The organism is Sphingomonas sp. (assembly GCF_003248515.1).
Taxonomy (GTDB): domain Bacteria; phylum Pseudomonadota; class Alphaproteobacteria; order Sphingomonadales; family Sphingomonadaceae; genus Sphingomonas_I.
Genome location: NZ_QFOB01000001.1, coordinates 192,326 through 210,188, shown reverse-complemented (window position 1 = coordinate 210,188; position 17,863 = coordinate 192,326). Strand labels below are relative to the sequence as shown.

The 17,863-nt window shown below is 66.8% G+C and carries 20 protein-coding genes and 1 riboswitch; of the genes, 10 read left to right on the top strand and 10 right to left on the bottom strand.

Going from position 1 to position 17,863, the window contains the following annotated elements; genetic code table 11:
• Positions 1-49 precede the first annotated feature (49 nt).
• The 8 genes from DI605_RS01050 to ung all read left to right on the top strand — a co-directional run bounded on the left by DI605_RS01050 (position 50) and on the right by ung (position 7,013).
• Positions 50-1,195 (top strand): hypothetical protein, encoded by a 1,146-nt coding sequence (locus tag DI605_RS01050; RefSeq protein ID WP_293968028.1) that lies wholly within the window; start codon positions 50-52, stop codon positions 1,193-1,195.
• On the top strand, positions 1,189-1,434 hold the full coding sequence (locus DI605_RS01045) for a hypothetical protein (RefSeq protein WP_293968026.1): 246 nt from the start codon (positions 1,189-1,191) through the stop codon (positions 1,432-1,434). Before DI605_RS01050 ends, DI605_RS01045 begins: the two co-directional genes overlap by 7 nt.
• A gap of 140 nt (positions 1,435-1,574) precedes the next feature.
• Positions 1,575-2,138 carry a hypothetical protein gene (locus DI605_RS01040; protein WP_293968024.1) on the top strand — a complete coding sequence of 188 codons (564 nt, stop codon included), beginning with the start codon at positions 1,575-1,577 and terminating at the stop codon, positions 2,136-2,138.
• Positions 2,138-4,918, top strand: coding sequence for an ATP-dependent DNA helicase (locus tag DI605_RS01035; protein ID WP_293968022.1), 2,781 nt, complete (start codon positions 2,138-2,140; stop codon positions 4,916-4,918). Before DI605_RS01040 ends, DI605_RS01035 begins: the two co-directional genes overlap by 1 nt.
• The gene (locus DI605_RS01030) at positions 4,875-5,411 is read left to right on the top strand and encodes a histidine phosphatase family protein (protein WP_293968020.1); all 537 of its coding nucleotides are present in this window, start codon (positions 4,875-4,877) and stop codon (positions 5,409-5,411) included. The genes DI605_RS01035 and DI605_RS01030 overlap by 44 nt, the downstream gene beginning before the upstream one ends.
• Positions 5,408-5,926, top strand: coding sequence for a GNAT family N-acetyltransferase (locus tag DI605_RS01025; RefSeq protein ID WP_293968018.1), 519 nt, complete (start codon positions 5,408-5,410; stop codon positions 5,924-5,926). The genes DI605_RS01030 and DI605_RS01025 overlap by 4 nt, the downstream gene beginning before the upstream one ends.
• Positions 5,927-5,956: 30 nt before the next feature.
• Entirely contained in the window at positions 5,957-6,262 is a 306-nt protein-coding gene (locus tag DI605_RS01020) for an alkylphosphonate utilization protein (RefSeq protein ID WP_293968016.1), read from the top strand.
• Positions 6,263-6,302: 40 nt separating this feature from the next.
• The gene (gene ung, locus DI605_RS01015) at positions 6,303-7,013 is read left to right on the top strand and encodes a uracil-DNA glycosylase (RefSeq protein ID WP_293968014.1); all 711 of its coding nucleotides are present in this window, start codon (positions 6,303-6,305) and stop codon (positions 7,011-7,013) included.
• Positions 7,014-7,143: 130 nt separating this feature from the next.
• Here the strand turns inward: ung and DI605_RS01010 are convergent, their stop codons facing one another.
• The 3 genes from DI605_RS01010 to thiC form a co-directional block, all read right to left on the bottom strand.
• A complete protein-coding gene (locus DI605_RS01010; protein ID WP_293968012.1) occupies positions 7,144-7,407 on the bottom strand; it encodes a hypothetical protein in 264 nt (87 codons plus the stop codon).
• 14 nt (positions 7,408-7,421) lie between these two features.
• Positions 7,422-7,730 carry a hypothetical protein gene (locus DI605_RS01005; protein ID WP_293968010.1) on the bottom strand — a complete coding sequence of 103 codons (309 nt, stop codon included), beginning with the start codon at positions 7,728-7,730 and terminating at the stop codon, positions 7,422-7,424.
• 398 nt (positions 7,731-8,128) lie between these two features.
• Positions 8,129-10,018: a phosphomethylpyrimidine synthase ThiC gene (gene thiC, locus DI605_RS01000; RefSeq protein WP_293968007.1), complete on the bottom strand. Its 1,890-nt coding sequence runs from the start codon at positions 10,016-10,018 to the stop codon at positions 8,129-8,131.
• Positions 10,019-10,065: 47 nt separating this feature from the next.
• Positions 10,066-10,158: riboswitch (TPP riboswitch) on the bottom strand.
• A 138-nt stretch (positions 10,159-10,296) separates the two neighbouring features.
• On the opposite strand from thiC, the gene DI605_RS00995 reads away from it, so the two are divergent.
• A complete protein-coding gene (locus DI605_RS00995; RefSeq protein ID WP_293968004.1) occupies positions 10,297-11,127 on the top strand; it encodes a hypothetical protein in 831 nt (276 codons plus the stop codon).
• 41 nt (positions 11,128-11,168) lie between these two features.
• On the opposite strand, the gene DI605_RS00990 is transcribed toward DI605_RS00995, so the two are convergent.
• From DI605_RS00990 to DI605_RS00975, 4 genes are all read right to left on the bottom strand, one after another.
• Complete coding sequence (locus DI605_RS00990) at positions 11,169-12,497, bottom strand: PQQ-like beta-propeller repeat protein (protein WP_293968002.1); 1,329 nt, start codon at positions 12,495-12,497, stop codon at positions 11,169-11,171.
• A gap of 2 nt (positions 12,498-12,499) precedes the next feature.
• Positions 12,500-13,204, bottom strand: a complete 705-nt coding sequence (locus tag DI605_RS00985) for a tetratricopeptide repeat protein (protein ID WP_293967999.1) — start codon at positions 13,202-13,204, stop codon at positions 12,500-12,502.
• Between the two features lie 145 nt (positions 13,205-13,349).
• The gene (locus DI605_RS00980) at positions 13,350-13,736 is read right to left on the bottom strand and encodes a hypothetical protein (RefSeq protein ID WP_293967997.1); all 387 of its coding nucleotides are present in this window, start codon (positions 13,734-13,736) and stop codon (positions 13,350-13,352) included.
• Positions 13,737-13,878: 142 nt separating this feature from the next.
• Entirely contained in the window at positions 13,879-15,069 is a 1,191-nt protein-coding gene (locus tag DI605_RS00975) for a hypothetical protein (protein WP_293967994.1), read from the bottom strand.
• Positions 15,070-15,137: 68 nt separating this feature from the next.
• On the opposite strand from DI605_RS00975, the gene DI605_RS00970 reads away from it, so the two are divergent.
• Entirely contained in the window at positions 15,138-15,452 is a 315-nt protein-coding gene (locus tag DI605_RS00970) for a YdeI/OmpD-associated family protein (protein WP_293967991.1), read from the top strand.
• A gap of 122 nt (positions 15,453-15,574) precedes the next feature.
• Here DI605_RS00970 and rutA read toward each other — a convergent pair whose 3' ends face one another.
• The 3 genes from rutA to rutC are packed head-to-tail and all read right to left on the bottom strand — an operon-like array spanning position 15,575 to position 17,837.
• Positions 15,575-16,645 carry a pyrimidine utilization protein A gene (rutA, locus tag DI605_RS00965; RefSeq protein WP_293967989.1) on the bottom strand — a complete coding sequence of 357 codons (1,071 nt, stop codon included), beginning with the start codon at positions 16,643-16,645 and terminating at the stop codon, positions 15,575-15,577.
• Positions 16,646-16,650: 5 nt separating this feature from the next.
• Positions 16,651-17,454 (bottom strand): pyrimidine utilization protein D, encoded by an 804-nt coding sequence (gene rutD, locus DI605_RS00960; RefSeq protein WP_293967986.1) that lies wholly within the window; start codon positions 17,452-17,454, stop codon positions 16,651-16,653.
• A complete protein-coding gene (rutC, locus tag DI605_RS00955; RefSeq protein ID WP_293967984.1) occupies positions 17,454-17,837 on the bottom strand; it encodes a pyrimidine utilization protein C in 384 nt (127 codons plus the stop codon). The genes rutD and rutC overlap by 1 nt, the downstream gene beginning before the upstream one ends.
• Between the last annotated feature and the right edge of the window lie 26 nt (positions 17,838-17,863).

Sequence of the window (17,863 nt, the reverse complement as noted above, 5' to 3'; positions counted from 1 at the left end):
AGGAAAATGTTCTTCAAATGTTCCGGCCTTCGCCGATTCGGAGGGGCAAATGCAGGGCTTGGAGGACAGTCGACGGGGGGCCTTTTCATACTGGCTGCGGACGGGCCGGCGGGTGGCCAGCCCCAAAGACCGGGACGTCGAGCACAAGTTCAATCCGTGGCATGACCCGCGAGACGGAAAGTTCACATTTGCGGGAGCGGGCCGCTACGCAGCGGGGGGAAGCCGGGCATCGACCCCGCCCGTCGGCCGCCATGTGCCGAAGATCGAATATGCCGAGGATTTCAGCAGGCCGCCGGTGGCGAGCCTGGCCGAGGCTGATGCATGGCGCGCCCGCGAACTTGCGAAATACCGGGGCGATAAGGATGCCGCCGCAGCGATTCAGGCGCGATATCAGCGGTACAGGCAGGCTTTCGCGCCGCGATCCGACGAGGCTTTGCAATCCGTGGCGAGCCGCACCGCCGATTTCGCGCGCGGCGTGGGTGACGGCGTGTTCGATACGGCCAAGGGGACGGCGACCGGCCTATACGCGCTGGCAACCACCAACCCTCTGACGACCGCCAGGAAGGTTGGGCGGGGCATAGCCGAGGCGATCGATAGCGCGATCGCTGCAGAGGATGTGCCGGCGTCTATCCAGATCGGCCGGACGGCGAACTCGATTGCCAATGCCTCGGCCTATGACATTGGTCATGCGGTGGGCGCCGTTGGCGGCAACGTGGGCTTGACCGTTGGGCCGGGGGCTTTGGCGGGCAAGATAGCCCGCGCCGGGCGCAGGGCCGGGGTAGCCGAAAGCCTCGCGACGGCCGAAAGAGGCGCGCCGGAGGTCACATGGGTTGACGAGAGCAACGGCCTCAAGAATCCGGCCAAGGACTATAATGACTCCGCAACGGGCGCACGTTCCAACGTGGAAACCAGGCGAGGGCAGGCTCCGGCGCTCAAGCGGGCTATGTCGGATGGCACAACCCGGTTCGTGAAGTTCGATGGTGTCGATGGCAGAGCCATGATCGACAGAAAATGGTCGATCGCTCGTTCTCGCAAAGCCAAGGATCAGGCATTGCGGCAATCTGATGTGCTGAAGCAGCATGGGCTTATCGGAATATGGGAGGTGTCGACGGAGTTCGAACGCAGGCAGGCTATGAAATTGTTGGAAAATCTAGAAATTTCTAACATAAAAGTCAGGGTGATCGAAGCATGGTGAGCAATCAGATAGCAATTGCCATAGCAAACATGGCAATATTCTTGGAATTTTGCTCAGATGATATTTTGAATGAAGATACGGCCGTACAGGCTATGGAGCAGCTTGCAGGCGATCTAAAGGCGTTGGACGAAAATTCGCGGCGCGAACTGGCAGCCAGCTTCCGCCTGATCGCGCCCCGCTACGAAGGGGAGGCGCGCACTTTCGTGGAAGACATGCCTTATGCCTTCGGAATAGAATAATACCGATCGCTGGCCGGTGAGTGGTGGATATTGCCATCGGTTCGGAATGGCCGGTTTGACATCTTGGTGGCGATCAATGTCCACGCTATGTTCGCGTGGGCCGGGAGACGCTACTCCCGTTGCCTTCGCGGAAAAGCCCCATGGACGAACAGGATGCGACGATCAGCCTGCCCGCGCTCCGCCGGGTGGACCAGCGGCCGGAGCGCATCCTCTATGTGGCGCGCGCGGGGCTGGGCGCTCTGCCCTCCGGATCCGGCACGATCCTGATCTTCATGATGCCGCAGATCCTGTCGCTGGGCTTTCTCGTCTGGGCGATCTGGTGGCCTTATCCGGCATCGGCGCATGCCTTCGCCCGCGCGATCCTGTGTTCGATCGTGCTGGCGGGCGCGGTCGCGGCGGTGGCGACCCTGCTGATCCGGCGCAATCGCGGCTTCATCACGGCCGTGATCCGCGCGCCCTTCACAAGCATCACCGTGACCGATCGGCGCATGCTGTGGACGGTGCCGTGGGATAATCAGCCGCTGATGGAGATACGGCGTGGGCGGATGCTGCGCGGTGTATTGGGCACGGTCGATCGCAAGGGCCGGGGCAATGCCGCCGTGCAGCTTGTCGCGGGCGATCCGGCGGCCGACATAGACGGCCACATCCATTTCGATCGGCTGCCGGAGGTGGTCCGTTTCGTGAGCGCGGTCGGCAGCTGGTGATGCAGAACGGAGCGGCGGGGGCGATCGGCCTGCCCGCCATCCATGCGACGCATGGCGGAATCTGGCTGGCGGACGGGGAGGGCCATGTGCGCGCGGTTTCGCGCGGGGAGGCGCTGGCGGCCTGCGCCGGCACGCCCACGATCCTGCTCAACGCGCCGCTCGTCGCCGCGCGGCTGGGCCTGCCCGAGCTTTCGGGGCTGGATCTGCTGGAGCTGTTCGCCTTCGTCCATCCCGCGCGCTTCGCCGTGCCGACGCCGCCAGGCATGGCGCGCGCGCTGGGGATCGCGCCGCCTTTGGACGAAGCGGCGGCGGCGACCTTCTATCAGCGCGCCGCCGCCGCCCTGCTCGCCCGGCCCGGCGAGCAGGACTGGGCGGAACGCGAGGGGGCGTGGACGGCGGCGCAGGCTCTCGGGCGGCTTCGCTGGCCGTGGGCCGGCCTGATCGCGCCGCGGATCGCGAAGCCCGATCAGGGCGAGAGATGGCTCTTCTCGCGTCTGCCCCAGTGGGAGGAGACGGGCGGGCGGCCGGAGGCGCGGCCGGTGCGGCTGGACGAGGAGGCGACGCAGGATCGGCTTCGGGCGCTGCTGGGCGCCGGCGCCGAGCCACGCGAAGGCCAGCGCGCCTATGCGGCGGCGGCGGCGCGCGCCTTCGATCCCCGGCTGGAGGCGGGGCGGCCGCGCCTCGTGCTGGCGGAGGCGGGCACGGGCATCGGCAAGACGCTCGGCTATCTGGCGCCCGCCTCGCTCTGGGCGGAGAAGGCCGGGGGCACGGTCTGGGTTTCCACCTATACCAAGGCACTGCAACGCCAGCTTGCGGGCGAGGGCGCTAGGCTTTTCCCCGACGGGGCCGAACGGCGCGAGAAGATCGTCGTGCGCAAGGGGCGGGAAAATTATCTGTGCCTGCTGAATCTGGAGGATGCGTTGCAGGGCGGCTTTGCGGGCCGCGCGGCGATCCTGGCGCAGCTCGTCGCGCGCTGGGCGGCCTATAGCGCCGATGGTGACATGTTGGGCGGGGATCTGCCCGGATGGCTGCCCAGCCTGTTTCGCCGTGCGGGCGCGACCGCGCTGACCGACCGGCGCGGCGAATGCGTCTATGCGGGCTGCCCCCATTACCGGAAATGCTTCATCGAACGCGCAGCGAAGGCGAGCGAGGGGGCGGATCTCGTTATCGCCAATCATGCGCTGGTGATGCTGCTGGCGGCGCGTCAGGCGGAAGGCGGCCAGCCGCTGGCGCGGATCGTGTTCGACGAAGGGCATCATTTGTTCGACGCCGCCGATTCCACCTTCGCCGCGGCGCTGACCGGGCAGGAGGCGATCGAGCTTCGTCGCTGGATCGTGGGGCCGGAAAGCCGATCGCGCGGGCGCAGGCGCGGGCTGGCAGCGCGGCTGGCGGATCTGGCATCCTATGACGACGAGGGCGCGCGCGCGATCGAGCAGGCCGTGGCCGCCGCGCATCAGCTGCCGGCCGATAGCTGGCTGGGACGGCTGGCCGAGGATCTGCCGTTCGGGCCGGTCGAGACGCTGCTGGCGCGCGTGCGCGAGACCGTGCTGGCGCGCGCCAGCGCCGCCGATGCGGGCTTCGGTCTGGAAACGCATGCCGCCGAACTGGATGCTCCGCTGATCGAGGCGGCGGCACCCGCGATCGAGGCGCTGGAGGGGCTGATGCGCCCGCTCGCGCGGCTGCGCCAGCGGCTGATCGCGGTGATCGAGGACGCGCCCGACTGGCTGGATCAGGCGGCGCGCGCGCGGATCGAAGGCGCGCTGGGCGGCCTCTTGCGTCGGGGCCAGACGCTGGCGGCCTGGATCGCGATGCTGGCGCGGCTCGGCGGGGCGGCGGACGAGGATTATGTCGATTGGCTGGCCGTCGATCGTGTCGAGGGGCGCGAATTCGACGTGGGCCTTCACCGCCACTGGCTGGATCCGACGCGCCCGCTGGCCGAGGCGGTGCTGAAGCCGGCGCATGGCGTGATCGTCACCTCCGCCACGCTGACCGGCGGGGGCGACTGGTCCGTGGCGGAGGCGCGTAGCGGGGCCGTGCATCTGGATGCGCCGCAGACCAGTTTCGCGATCGAAAGCCCGTTCGATTATGCGAACCAGGCCGAGGTGCTGATCGTCACCGATATCCGCAAGGGAGACATGCCGGCATTGGCCGGCGCCTATGCCCGGCTGATCGAGGCGTCGGGCGGCGGGGCGCTGGGCCTGTTCACCGCGATCGGCCGGCTGAAAGCGGTGCATGCGCGCATCGCGGACCGGCTCGCCCGCGAAGGGCTGCCACTTTACGCGCAGCATGTGGACCCGATCGACACGGGCACGCTCGTCGACATTTTCCGCGACGAGCCGCACGCCTCCCTGCTCGGGACGGACGCGTTGCGCGACGGGGTGGACGTGCCCGGCGATTCGCTGCGGCTTGTGGTGCTGGAAGGCGTGCCATGGCCACGGCCGACCGTGCTGCACGGCGCCCGGAGGGCTGCGAGCGGCGGCAGCGCGCATGACGATCGTATCGTGCGGGCGCGCCTGGCGCAGGGCTTCGGCAGGCTGATCCGGCGCGCGGGCGACCGGGGCTGCTTCGTGCTGCTTTCGGCGGCGATGCCATCCCGCCTGCTTTCGGCTTTTCCGCCCGGCGTGCCGATCCGGCGTCTGCCGCTTGACGAGGCGGTGGCCCATGTCTCTTCGCGTCTTTCGCCCGTCGCATCTTTCGGGCATCAGGACGCCGACAAGGAGGACGCAGCGGGAACGCATGAAGAAGCTCACTCTGCTGCGACACGCGAAGGCAGGCGATGACGGGCTGGCCGCCCGCGATATCGATCGCCGCCTGAACCCCAAGGGCCGCCGTGCGGCGCGCGCCATCGGGCGCCATCTGCGCGAAACGCAGACCCGCTTCGACCGGGTCGTCGCATCGCCCGCCACGCGCGTGGCGGAGACGGTGGAGGAGGTTGCGACGGGCTATGGCCGCGGGCTGGATCCGGCATGGGACCGGCGCATCTATCTCGCCTCCGCCCAGGAATTGATGGATCTGATCCGCGAGCAGCCGTCCCGCGCGGAACGGATGCTGCTGGTGGGCCACAATCCGGGGCTGGAGGATCTGGTGCTGGAACTGGTGCGCCACGACGATGGCAAGCGCGGCGAGGTGGCGGTGAAATATCCCACCGGCACACTGGCCGAGATCGATCTGCCGATCGACGACTGGGCGGAGCTTGCCCCCGCAACCGGCCAGCTTGCCCGCTTCGTGCGGCCGCGCGATCTGGATCCCGAACTGGGCCCCGATTTCGCATGACAGAAACGATGCGGCGCGCGACGCCGGCCGATGCGGGCCGGCTGGCGCTGCTCGGCGGGGCGACTTTCCTCACCGCCTTCGCCTTCGACCATCCGGGCGACGCCATCGTCGATCATGTGACCGCTCATCATGCGCCGGAATGGTATCGCCGCATCCTCGCGGACCCGGCCTGCGCGGTGTGGATCGTCGAGACCCCGCTGGGCGCGCCGGTAGGCTATGCCGTGATGACGCCGCCCGACGTGAACCACCCGACCGATCCTTCGGATCTGGAGCTGAAGCGTATCTATGTGCTCCACGGCTGGCAGCAGGGCGGGTGGGGCGCGAAGCTGCTCCGCGCCGTGGAGGCGGAGGCGAAGGCGCGCGGGGCCGCGCGGCTGTTGCTGTGCGTCTATACCGTCAACCATCGCGCCCAGCGTTTTTATGCGCGCGAAGGCTTTGCCGATACGGGATCGATGCAGACCTTCCACGTCGGCGATGTGCCGTTCGAGGATATGATCTGGGCGAAATCGCTGTAGGCGCGAAGCGCGCGAGCAAGGGAAATCACGATGACGGACGATGAGGACGCCTTCGTCTATGACGAGGCCAGCGGCGAGTGGATCAGCGCGGCCGATGCGCGCGCCAAGCCCGATGCGGATGCGATCGAGGTGCGCGATGCGGTGGGCAATGTGCTGGCCGATGGCGATCAAGTGACGCTGATCAAGGATCTGGCGGTGAAGGGGGCGGGCCAGACGCTGAAGCGCGGCACGCTCATCAAATCGATCCGGCTGACCGGCGATCCGCAGGAGATCGACTGCAAATATGATGGCATCAAGGGGCTGGTGCTGCGCGCCGAATTCGTGCGCAAGCGCTGATCCGGCGCGGCCCGGCTGAGGGATGGGAGAAACGGTGGGCATGGCTGAGGCGGCGTCGGACGTGAAGCTGCACGAAAGCTGGCGTGCCCCGCTGGCCGAGGAATTTTCCAGCCCCTACATGGCGGCGTTGCGGGCCTTCCTCGTGACCGAGAAGCAGGCCGGCAAGCGTATCTTCCCCAAGGGCGGCGAATGGTTTCGCGCGCTGGATCTGACGCCGCTCGACAAGGTCCGTGTCGTGATCCTCGGGCAGGATCCCTATCATGGCGAGGGCCAGGCCCACGGCCTGTGTTTTTCCGTGCGCCCCGGCGTCCGCACGCCGCCCAGCCTCGTCAACATCTACAAGGAACTGAATGCCGACCTTGGCATCGCCCCGCCGCGCCACGGCTTTCTCGAACATTGGGCGGCGCAGGGCGTGCTGCTGCTGAACAGCGTGCTGACGGTGCAGATGGGCCTCGCCGCCAGCCACAAGGACAAGGGCTGGGAGCGCTTCACCGATGCCGTGATCCGGCTGGTGGCGGCGAAGGAGGAGCCGGTCGTGTTCCTGCTCTGGGGCAGTTATGCGCAGAAGAAGGCGGCCTTCATCCAGAGCGTGGAGAAAGGCGGGCGGCACCTGATCCTGAAGGCGGCGCACCCCTCGCCCCTTTCCGCGCATAACGGCTTTCTCGGCTGCCGGCATTTTTCGAAGGCCAATGCCTTTCTGGAAGCGCACGGCCAGAAGCCGATCGACTGGGCGCTCCCGCAGATCGGATAGGGAAGAGAGGCCGGGGCCTCGCTTTTTCCGCGATGACCGATGGCCGGAATCCATGTTCCGTCCGGCGCATGCCGCCGCAGACTGAAAGAGGGGCGGGGTACCCCACGCCGGCCGAAGGCCGTGGCGAGCGCTATCTGATGCGCTTGGCCCGCCGCGTATCGCCGGATTGCGGAGGGGCGGGCGCCTTTGGGGTGGGCGAAAGGCCTCCGCCACCGCGCCTCGCCCTCACGATCGGCGGGATGGCGAGCAGGATCGCCGCCACCAGCCCGCCCACCGCCAGCAGACCGAGCGGCGTGGCGCGGGCTTCCGCTTCCATCACGAAGCGATCGCCCACGCGGATCGCCGCCCGCGCGCCCTGCGGCGCCAGCAGGGGATTGGCCGCTTCCGCAGCCATGCCGGCGCCGTCGATCAGCCCTTGAGGAAGCCGCTCAGCTTTCCCAGCAGGCCTTCCGATCCGCCATTTTCCTGCAGCAGGCTGGCGAACTGGGCGAGCGATCCCTCGCCACCGATATGGCCGATAATCTCCTGCAGCTTGTCCACCGGCAGGCCGGTCTGGTCCGCCGCGAGCTGCGCCGTATCGCCGGGCTCCGGATGGGCGAGGCCGAGCGCCTGGACGGCCTGTTCCACCTGCTCGGGCGAGAGGCCGATCTTGGCGGCGAGATTCTGGATGTCCACATGTTCGGCAACCTGACCGAGCAGTCCGTCGAGCAATCCCATCGTCCGAGTCCCTTCCGTTGAAGTTGGGTCAGGCTAGCACAGGCGGGCGGCGTGTCGAAGATCGTTCGAAGGCCGAAAGGTGCGGAAATTTGCGGGGCGGGTGTCGCGCATCCTCCTGAACTTCGCGCCCCGGAGGAGGATGGCGACGGCATATTGTCGGCCGGAGTGCGAAGCCGAGATATGAAGGGGGGCTTTGTCAGACGGCCGATGTAAAGCGGCGGCGCTGAGTCGCTGTCGACCTTTGTCCCTAACATCGCCTGCCGGTCGACGGCGCGGCGCGATTATGTCCATGGGCCGGAGCGTGATGCGAAGATGCTCGGATCGGCTGAACGGGCCGATCGAGGAATGCCGGCGGCATCCATTCACATCGGTGATAGCGAGCCCTTCAATCGCTCCTCTCAATCGTGCTCTCGCCCGCCCGAGCCCATGTAAAGCTCGCTGCCCGTCTCGCGGAACACTTTGCTCATCTCGGCCATGCCGGCTTCCGCTTCGGCCTCCTCCAGCTTCGGGCTGGCCGCGAGGAAATCGTTCGCCTCGCTATTCTGCTTGGCCGCGAAATCGCGCACTTCCTGCGTGATCTTCATCGAGCAGAATTTGGGGCCGCACATGCTGCAGAAGTGCGCGGTCTTGGCGCCTTCGGCGGGCAGCGTCTGATCGTGATATTGTTCGGCCGTGTCGGGATCGAGCGACAGATGGAACTGGTCGCGCCAGCGGAATTCGAAGCGGGCACGTGACAGGGCATCGTCGCGCAGCTTCGCGGCGGGGTGGCCCTTGGCGAGATCGGCGGCGTGGGCGGCGAGCTTGTAGGTGACGACACCGACCTTCACGTCATCGCGATCGGGCAGGCCGAGATGCTCCTTGGGCGTGACGTAGCAGAGCATCGCCGTGCCGAACCAGCCGATCATCGCGGCACCAATGCCCGACGTGATATGGTCGTAGCCCGGCGCGATATCGGTGGTGAGCGGCCCCAATGTGTAGAAAGGGGCCTCGCCGCAAGCCTCCAGCTGCTTATCCATATTGGCCTTGATCTTGTGCATCGGCACATGGCCGGGCCCCTCGATCATCACCTGCACGTCCTGCGCCCAGGCGCGCTTCGTGAGTTCGCCGAGCGTGGCGAGTTCGCTGAACTGGGCTTCATCATTGGCGTCCGCGATCGAGCCGGGGCGCAGGCCATCGCCCAGCGAATAGGCCACGTCATAGGCCTTCATGATCTCGGTGATCTCGTCGAAGCGCTCGTAGAGGAAGCTCTCCTTGTGGTGGGCGAGGCACCATTTGGCCATGATCGAGCCGCCGCGCGAGACGATGCCGGTCACGCGCTTCGCGGTGAGCGGGATATAGGGCAGGCGCACGCCCGCATGGATCGTGAAATAGTCGACGCCCTGCTCGGCCTGCTCGATCAAAGTGTCGCGGAAGATCTCCCACGTCAGATCCTCGGCGATGCCGCCGACCTTCTCCAGCGCCTGATAGATGGGCACCGTGCCGATCGGCACGGGCGAGTTGCGCAGGATCCATTCGCGCGTGTCGTGGATGTTGCGGCCGGTGGAGAGGTCCATCACCGTATCCGCGCCCCAGCGGATCGCCCACACCATCTTGTCGACTTCGTTGGCGACATCGGATGCGACCGCCGAATTGCCGATATTGGCGTTGATCTTGACCAGGAAATTGCGGCCGATCGCCATCGGCTCCGATTCCGGGTGATTGATATTGTTGGGGATGATCGCGCGGCCACGGGCGACCTCGTCGCGCACGAATTCGGGCGTCACATAATCGGGGATCTCGGCGCCCCAATCCTGCCCGTCGCGGAGCAACTTTTCCTTCAGCGCCTCCCGACCCACATTTTCGCGGATGGCCACATATTCCATCTCGGGCGTGATGATGCCGGCCCTCGCATAGTGCATCTGGCTGACATTGGCGCCGGCCTTCGCGCGCAGCACGCGCTTGCGGACATGGGGGAAGGGCTGGACGCCGCCGCTCCGGTCCGGGCCCTTGAGGCCGTTATCTTCCGGCTTCACCTCGCGCTGGGTGACCTCCTCGACATCGCCGCGCGCGCGGATCCAGTCACGGCGCAGTTCGGGCAGGCCCGCCATGATGTCGATGCGGGCGGTGGGATCGGTATAGGGGCCGGAGCAGTCGTAAACGCGGATCGGCGGCTCGTTGGCGGAAGGCTCCAGCGCGATCTCGCGCATCGCCACCCGAATGCCGCCCGGCCCCTCGACATGGATCTTTTTCGATCCCCGGATCGGGCCGGTCGTGACGGCCAGTTCGGTGCGGGCGGGAATATCGGCCATGTGCGCGTCCTTCCGTAATCCGGACAGAGATCACGCCCTTGCGGCCGCCCCTCCCTCCGCCGGTCTCAACCGGATCAGGTTCGACGGGTCGCGAGGAAACGCCTCGCCTCTCAGCCGCCGATCATGCGGCCCCCCGGGGATGGCCCAAGTCTAGGCGTGGTTGGCGCCGATGTGAAGCCATGGGTGGCGGATCGCTTGCCACCTCCGATCCGGACGTGGCAGATCGCCCGGCGACGGCGCTGCGGGGGCAGCGCCGTGAATGAGGGGGACTATCGAACATGACGATGATGTCGCGCTTCGGCGCGCTGCTGGGCCTCGCGCTGATCGCGGCCGGCCCGGCCGGGGCGGAGCCCCTGACGGTGGAGAATATCGTGGCGCTTTCGGGCGCGGGCATCGGGGACGAGGCGGTGATCGCCAAGGTGAAGGCTTCGGGCACGCGCTTCGATCTTTCGGCCGATCAGATGATCGCACTCAAGCAGAAGGGCGTTTCCGGGGCGGTGATCGCGGCGATGCTGTCATCCGGGCCGACGGCGGTGGCATCACCCGATTCGCCCGATCCGGGCGTGGCGCATCCGACCGGCGCCTATCTTCTGATGTCCGACAAGATGACACGCATGAACGCGACCGTCTCCAACCAGTCCAAGACGGGCGGCATCATCGGCTATGCCCTGACGGCGGGCATCGCTTCGGCGAGCGTGAAGGCATCGATCCAGAACGAAACGTCGCGCATCCAGACGCCGGACAAGCAGCCGACCTTCTACTTCTTCTTCGACGAGGCCAATGCCGATGGCCGGGTGAGCTCCACCTGGACATCCGGCAACGGCAGCGCGATCCTGTCTCCCAGCGAATTCACGCTCGTCAGGCTCATGAAGAAAGGCGGCCGGCGCGAGGCGCGCGTGGGCAGCTTCAATATCGGCGGCGCGAAGGCGGGCGTGATGGACAAGGACCGCATCCCCTTCGATTTCGCGCTCGTGCGGCCGGGCGTCTACAAGGTGACGGCCAACAGTCCGCTGACGCCGGGCGAATATGGCTTTCTCTTCTCGCTGCAGGCGGGCGCCGGCGCGACGGGCGCCGCCGGCGCGCGGATCTTCGATTTCACGGTGATCTGAGCAGGGATCCCCGCCCCCCGGAGGGGGCGGGGCCTTCCCCCTCAGCGATAGGCGGTGATCGTGCCCTTGCGATCCATCGTGACGAGCATGTTGTTCGCCACGATCGGTGCGAGCTGGAAGGGGCCGCTACCCTTCAGGCGATCGCGAATCACGCCGTCCACGGCCTGGATGCCGATGATCTCGCCCTTGTCGGAAACCACCCACAGGCGGCCGCCGGCCAGAACAGGGCCGGACCATTCGATGGGATTTTCGCGCTTCTTCTTGTTCCGGAAGCGCTCCAGCTGCGTCATCCAGCGCACCTTGCCGGTGGCGCGGCTGACGCAGAGCAGCTTGGCCTCGTCCGTCACCACGAACAGCCAGTCGCCCACGATCCAAGGCGTTTCGCCGCCTCCGACATTCAGCTCCCACAGGCGCTGGCCGGCGAGCAGATCCATGGCGACCATGCGGCCGCCCTCGCCGATCGCATAGACGCGATCGCTGTCGATCACGGGCGAGGCATCGATATCCGAGATCGACGCGACGGACGTGGTGATCGAGGTGCGCGCGAGCTGATCCTGCCAGATGACGCGGCCATTTTCATAGCGCAGCGCCGAAAGCTCGCCCGAGGAGAAGCCGGCGACGACGGTGCCGCGGCCGAGTGCGGGGGCGGCCACGCCGAACACGCCGGCCGCCTCCAGCGTGGCGCTGTCCGTCCAGGCGGTTTCGCCATTCTCGGTCTTGAGTGCGAAGATCTGATTGTCCTGCGTGACGACATAGACATTGCCGAGGCCGACCGTGGGCGCGCCGCGCAGCGGGCCACCGGGGCGGACCTTCCACAGTTGCTTTCCGGTCGCCGCCTCCATCGCCACGGCATCGCCGAGGCCGTTCACCGCATAGAGCTTGCCATCGTCGAAGGTGACGCCACCGCCGAACAGCGCGCCACGATCCTTCTTCTTCTCTCCGCCGAAGCCCTGTTTCCAGACCTGTGCGCCCGTATCCAGCGAGAAGGCATGCACGACGCCTTCGGCATCCATCACATAGAGATGGCCGTTGGCGATCACCGGGGCCGCGCCAAAGCGGCGCTGCGGCGTGCTCTTGGGAATATGCGCGCTCCAGACGCGGACGGGCGAGAGGCCCAGCGCCGGATGGCCCATCGATTTGGTAGCATTGCCGCCCGGCTGCGCCCAATCCGCATTCACGGTGGCGGCGGGCAGCGTGACCTGCGTTTCGGACAGCGAGGGATCCACCTCGGCATCATTCTGGGTGGCGAGAACGGGGATACGCTCGCCGAGCACAGCCGTCTTGGGCTTGTTGCTGCCCTTGAAGATTCCGCAGCCGGCCACGCTGGCGGCCAGCGCGATCATGCAGACCGCGCGAGAGACGTTCCTCATCCTCATCCCTTTGAAACCGTATCCGCAGGCTCGACCGTTTCGCCCAGCGTGGTGGCCAGCCCGGCGGCGCGGCCGCGCAGCGTGGCCGGTGCCGTCTTGTCGCGCGCGATCGCCGCGAGCAGCTTGGCCGCATTGGCGGTGTGGCCAAGCTTCAGTTCGGCCAGCGCGGTATATTCGGCGGCGCTGGGGAAGAAGGGATTGCCGGGCGTCATCAGCGGCTTGAGCGTGGCGATCACCTGCGCCGGCGGCAGCGTATCGTAGCGGACCGCGACCGAGCGAAGCAGGGCGACGTTGCGCACCGGCTCCGCCACCGACGAATCCGCGGCAATATCCGAATAGCGCTTGGCCGCGCCGGCCGCGTCGCCCTTCATCGCGGCGGTATCGGCCAGGGCCAGGCCGCCCAGCGCGCGATAGCCGTCGCGCGGGGAGGTGGCGACGTCCGCCAGTGACTTGGCATCCGCGCCAGCAGGCGAATTTCCCTGCTCCAGCGAGGCGAGGGCAGGCGTCAGCTTCTCGCTGTCGAGCCCGGCGACCTGCGCCAGATGGCTCTTCCACCACAGCCAGCCGGCGAGCGCGACCAGGCCGAGCACGACCAGGCCGGCAATCAGCTTGCCATAGCGGGAGGCGAAAGCGACCATCCTGTCGCGGCGGACATCCTCGTCCACCTCGCGGAAGAAAGCCTCGTTATTCTGCGGTGTCAGCGCCAATCAATGTCCCCGGGAACGCACGCCCGAGCCTTGGGCGCGGGTCCTCTTAGAGCCTGATCGCCGGGGGTGGAAGGGCCGCGCCTTCCACCCCCGGCGCAGGGCGTTCATGCGCCGGTATCAGATGAACGCAAGCTGAGAGCTCCGGTCAGCGCCAGCCGCGCCCGCGATAACCGCGATCCCAGTCGCCCTGGCCCCGGCCGCGCCCGCCGCGATCCCAGTGGCGATCGCGCCGATCCCACCGGTCATAGCGATAGCCATGGCCGCGATAGGGGCGACCATAATAGCCATAGGCCGGGCCGCCATAATAAACCGGGCGACCATAAAAGCCGCCGCCATAATAGCCCCGGTCATAATAACCGACGCGCGTATAGCCGCCATGATCGGATGCGAGCGCCGCGCCGACGCCGAGGCCGACAATGCCGGCGGCGACGACCGCGCCGCTATTGTCGCGCGCCTGCGCGGGCTGGATGGCGCCGAGCGAGGCGGCGGCGATCGTGAAGGCGGCGAGGCCGGCCCTGAACATGGTACGCATCTTACTCTCCATCTGCCGATCCGGGATTTCCGGAGCGATGAGAGAGGGATAGGCGCGCCCGACTTAATCGGGCCGGAACATGCGGTGCAGCCGGCGTTCAGATTTTTCCGTGCGATCGCGTGCTTGTGCCGGCACCCGAAGACTATCCGGCCGCAGGGCGGTGCAGGCCCCGGAAGCGATGCTGCGAAAGCGCATCCATCACCGCTTCCGCCGCGCGATCGCTGGCATGGCCATCATCGCCGCCCATCATCCGCGCGACATAGGCCCGCTGCACGGGCGCGAAAGCGGGGTGCGCGGAGAAGGCACGATCCAGCGCGCGATCCAGCTCCGCCAGATCCCGCGCGACATCGCCCATCGTCCAGTGGCTGAAGCGCGGATCGGCCACCCAATCGATCCGGTCCGGATTGAGGAAGATGGCGGGGCGGGGATGCTCGGCAAATTCCAGTACCTGGCTGGATCCGCAGCCAAGATAGATATCGGCCACGTCGATATAGGTCTGGTCGGCCAGCCGGAAGGATCCGGTATCGATGTGCATGTTCGGCAGATCGCGAAAGCGCGCGACGCGGGCCTCCAGATCGGGCACGAATTCGGGCAGGCGGATGTGTGGCGCGAAGATCAGATTGTAGCGATCTGACCGCGCGACATGATCCAGCACCGCCTCCCCGATCGACCACCAGCTGGATTTGTCCCGCTTCCAGTGGGGGACATAGACGATGGTGGGCCGCTTTTCCGCGAAGACGGGCGTGGGGCGGATCGCCGCGACGGCGCGCAGATAATCGCGCTTGATATAGCCGACGGTGACGATCGGCGCATCGCGGTGGCCGCTTGCCCGTACGCAATCCGCCATGCCCTCGCCCGGCATCAGGATGCGCGCGGCGGCGCGGTTGCGCGGCGCGGAGAAGTTCGCATGGGGGCCGGCACCATGCTCGTTATAGACGAAATCCGCGCCGATATTCCGCGCGGCGCGGGGCAGCCACAGGCTCGTCCGTTCGGCGCAGACGGCGATGTCGTGGCGCAATATCGGAAGCGCGTTGCGGAGCAGCAGGCCCGGCTTCCACGGAAGATGCGGCATATCGCGCGAGCCCTGCGGCAGGCGCAGATAGCCGCGCGCGTGGCGCATCGGCAGCGAGAGGCCCGCCGCGGCGAGCGCCTCCGCGATGATCTCCTCATGCGCGCTGGAGATGACGAGCAGCGTGATGCGCGGCGCATCGGGCCGCCGTGCGAGCGCCATCGCGATCGGCAGGAGATGCGGGATCAGGAAAAGCTCGCCCAGGAACAGGAAGACGACCGAGCCGGGCTCGCGTCTTTCGGGATGGTCGAGGGCGGCGGGCATATGGCGGCGGCATAGACGTTGCGATCGGCGGCGGCGAGCGGCATCCTGATCGCGGCGAGGGAGGCATGATGGCGACGGCGTTTTCGCATGGCACCGTGCACCAGGCGGGCGAGGATCTTCAGGCGGCGCTGCGGGCTGATCCGGCGCTGCTCCTCTCATGGGAGGCGCTGACGCCGCTCGGCCGCAACGAATTCATCTGCTGGGTGGAGGATGCGAAGCAGCCGGCGACACGCGCGCGGCGCATCGTGCGGACGTGCGAGGAATTGCGGGAGGGAAAGAAGCGTCCCTGCTGCTGGGCGGGCTGCATCCACCGGACAGACAAGGCACCGGGCCGATGGCAACAGGCCGTGCTGATCGAGGGAAAGCGGGGCGGGCGAGGTTGAGACCGCGCCGCGCGCGCGAAGGCCGGAGCCCATGATTGTCCGGTGGCGCGCATGACGCTCTTGGCTCCGGCCTTCGCCGGAGCATGGTGGCGTCCGGCTTGCGGGCCGCCTTCCGGCCGGCTTTAGCCCGCCAGTGCCTTCCGGCTTTTCATGAGCGGCTGGATGCGCGTGCCGAAATTCTCCACGCCCTCCACGAAATCGTCGAAGGTGAGCAGCACGCCGCCCGTATTGGGCACGCCGGCCATCTCGTCCAGCATGCGGGCCACGCTTGCATAGCTGCCGACGAGCGTGCCCATGTTGATGTTCACCGCCCCTTCCGGGGCGGCGAGCTGGCGCACGTTGGTATCCTTGTTGACCTTGTCCTTCGCGCCCTGATCCATCAGCCACTGGATCGCCTTCAGATCGATCCCGTCATTGTAGCTCTTCCATTTGGCCATCGCGGCTTCGTCCGTCTCGTCGGCGATGATCATCATCAGCACGAACATGCGTACGTCGCGGCCATTCGCGTCGATATAGGGCTGGAGCTTCTCGTTGTTGAAGGCGAAGGCGGTGGGCGTGTTGACGCCCTTGCCCAGGCAGAAGGCATAATCCGCCCATTTGGCCGAGAAGGCCATGCCATCGTTGGAAGAGCCAGCGCAGATGATCTTCATGTCGCCTGTGGGCTTCGGCCACACGCGGCAATCCTCCATCCGATAATATTCGCCCTTGAAATCCGACGTGCCGGTTTCCCACAGTTCGCGCAGGATGCGGGCATATTCATCCAGCACCTGATAGCGATTCTTGAAGTGCGCCTCGCCGGGCCACATCCCCATCTGCGTATATTCGGGCGGCTGCCAGCCGGTGATGAGGTTCAGGCCGAAACGGCCGTGGCTGATCGAATCGATCGTGTTGCACATGCGCGCGGCGAAGGCGGGCGGCACCAGCAATGTGGGGCAGGTGGCGTAAATCTTGATCCGCTCCGTCACCGCCGCGAGGCCCGCCATCAGCGTGAAGCTTTCGAGGCCATATTCCCAGAATTCGGTATCGCCGCCGAAGCCGCGCAGCTTGATCATAGAAAGCAGGAAATCCAGGCCGTGCTTCTCCGCGCTGAGCGCGATCTGCTTGTTGAGATCGAAGCTGGGCTTGTATTGCGGCGCCGCCTTCGAGATCAGCCAGCCATTATTGTTGATGGGAACGAAGACGCCGACCTGCATGATGTTCAGGGCTCCTGTGTCTGGCGGGCGAGAAAGGGCAGTACGGCCTGCGCGAAGCCCTGCGGATCGGTGATGTTCACGGCATGGCCGCCCCATTGCAGCGAGGCCAGTTCGGCGCGGGGCAGCAGTGCGGCGAGGCGGCGGCCGGCATCGGACGGGACGAGCATATCGTCTTCCGAAACGATCACCTGTACCGGCGCCATGATCCGATCCGCGACGGGCGTGATATCGAAGGCGGCGAGCGCCGCGATGCGCCGTTCGACGATCTCCGCGCCGGGGAAGGAGGCGATCTGGTGTGGCAGTTCCATTTCCAGTTCGTCCGTGTGCGCCGAGATCCAGTTGGCCGGGTAGAGGAAGATCGGCTGCGCGCGCAGGAACGCCTCCGTGCCCGCGCCACGGAGGATGGCGAGCCGGGCGGCGAAGCAGCGCAGGAAATGCGGATCCGCCTTCGCCCAGCCGTTGATCGTCACGATGCTGCGCACGCGATCCGGCGCGCGCGCGGCCAGATCCATCGCGATCATCGCGCCCGCCGCATGGCCGATGATATGGGCCGCCGGAATATCGAGAGAATCCATCAGATCGATCACGTCGCCAACCATGCCGGCATCGGGCAGATCGGCGTGCGGTAGCGCCCGTTCGCTGCGCCCGGTGCCACGATGATCATAAGCGAGAATGCGGTGATCGGCCGAAAGGGCGGCCAGGTTCGGCGCCCAGTAGGATGCGGAACCACCGAGCCCGGAGGACAGGATCACGGGCGGCGCGCCCTCCGGCCCATGAAGTTCATAATGGAGGCCGGCGGCGTAGGGCATCAGCCGATATGCGCCACGCTGGCGATCTCGACGAGGCAATCGGGCTTCACCAGCGGCGCCTGGATACAGTAGCGCGCCGGCTTCTGGCCCGGAAAATATTCGGCATAGACGGCATTAACCTCCGAATAATCCACGAAATCCTTGAGGAAGATGTGGTTCATCACAACATCCGCCATCGTGCCCCCGGCAGCCTCCACGGTGATGCGGATCGCCTCCAGGATATGGCGCGCCTGCGCGGCCGCATCGTTCACATGCAGCACGGTGCCGCCCTCGCCCAGCGCGAGCATGCCCGAGACATAGAGGACGTTCCCAGCTTTCGCGCCGGCCGAATAGGGCGCGATCGGCGTGGGGAAGGCGGCGGGGTTGATCGCTTCGAAGGGCATGGTTCCGTCCTCTGCTTGATCCATCA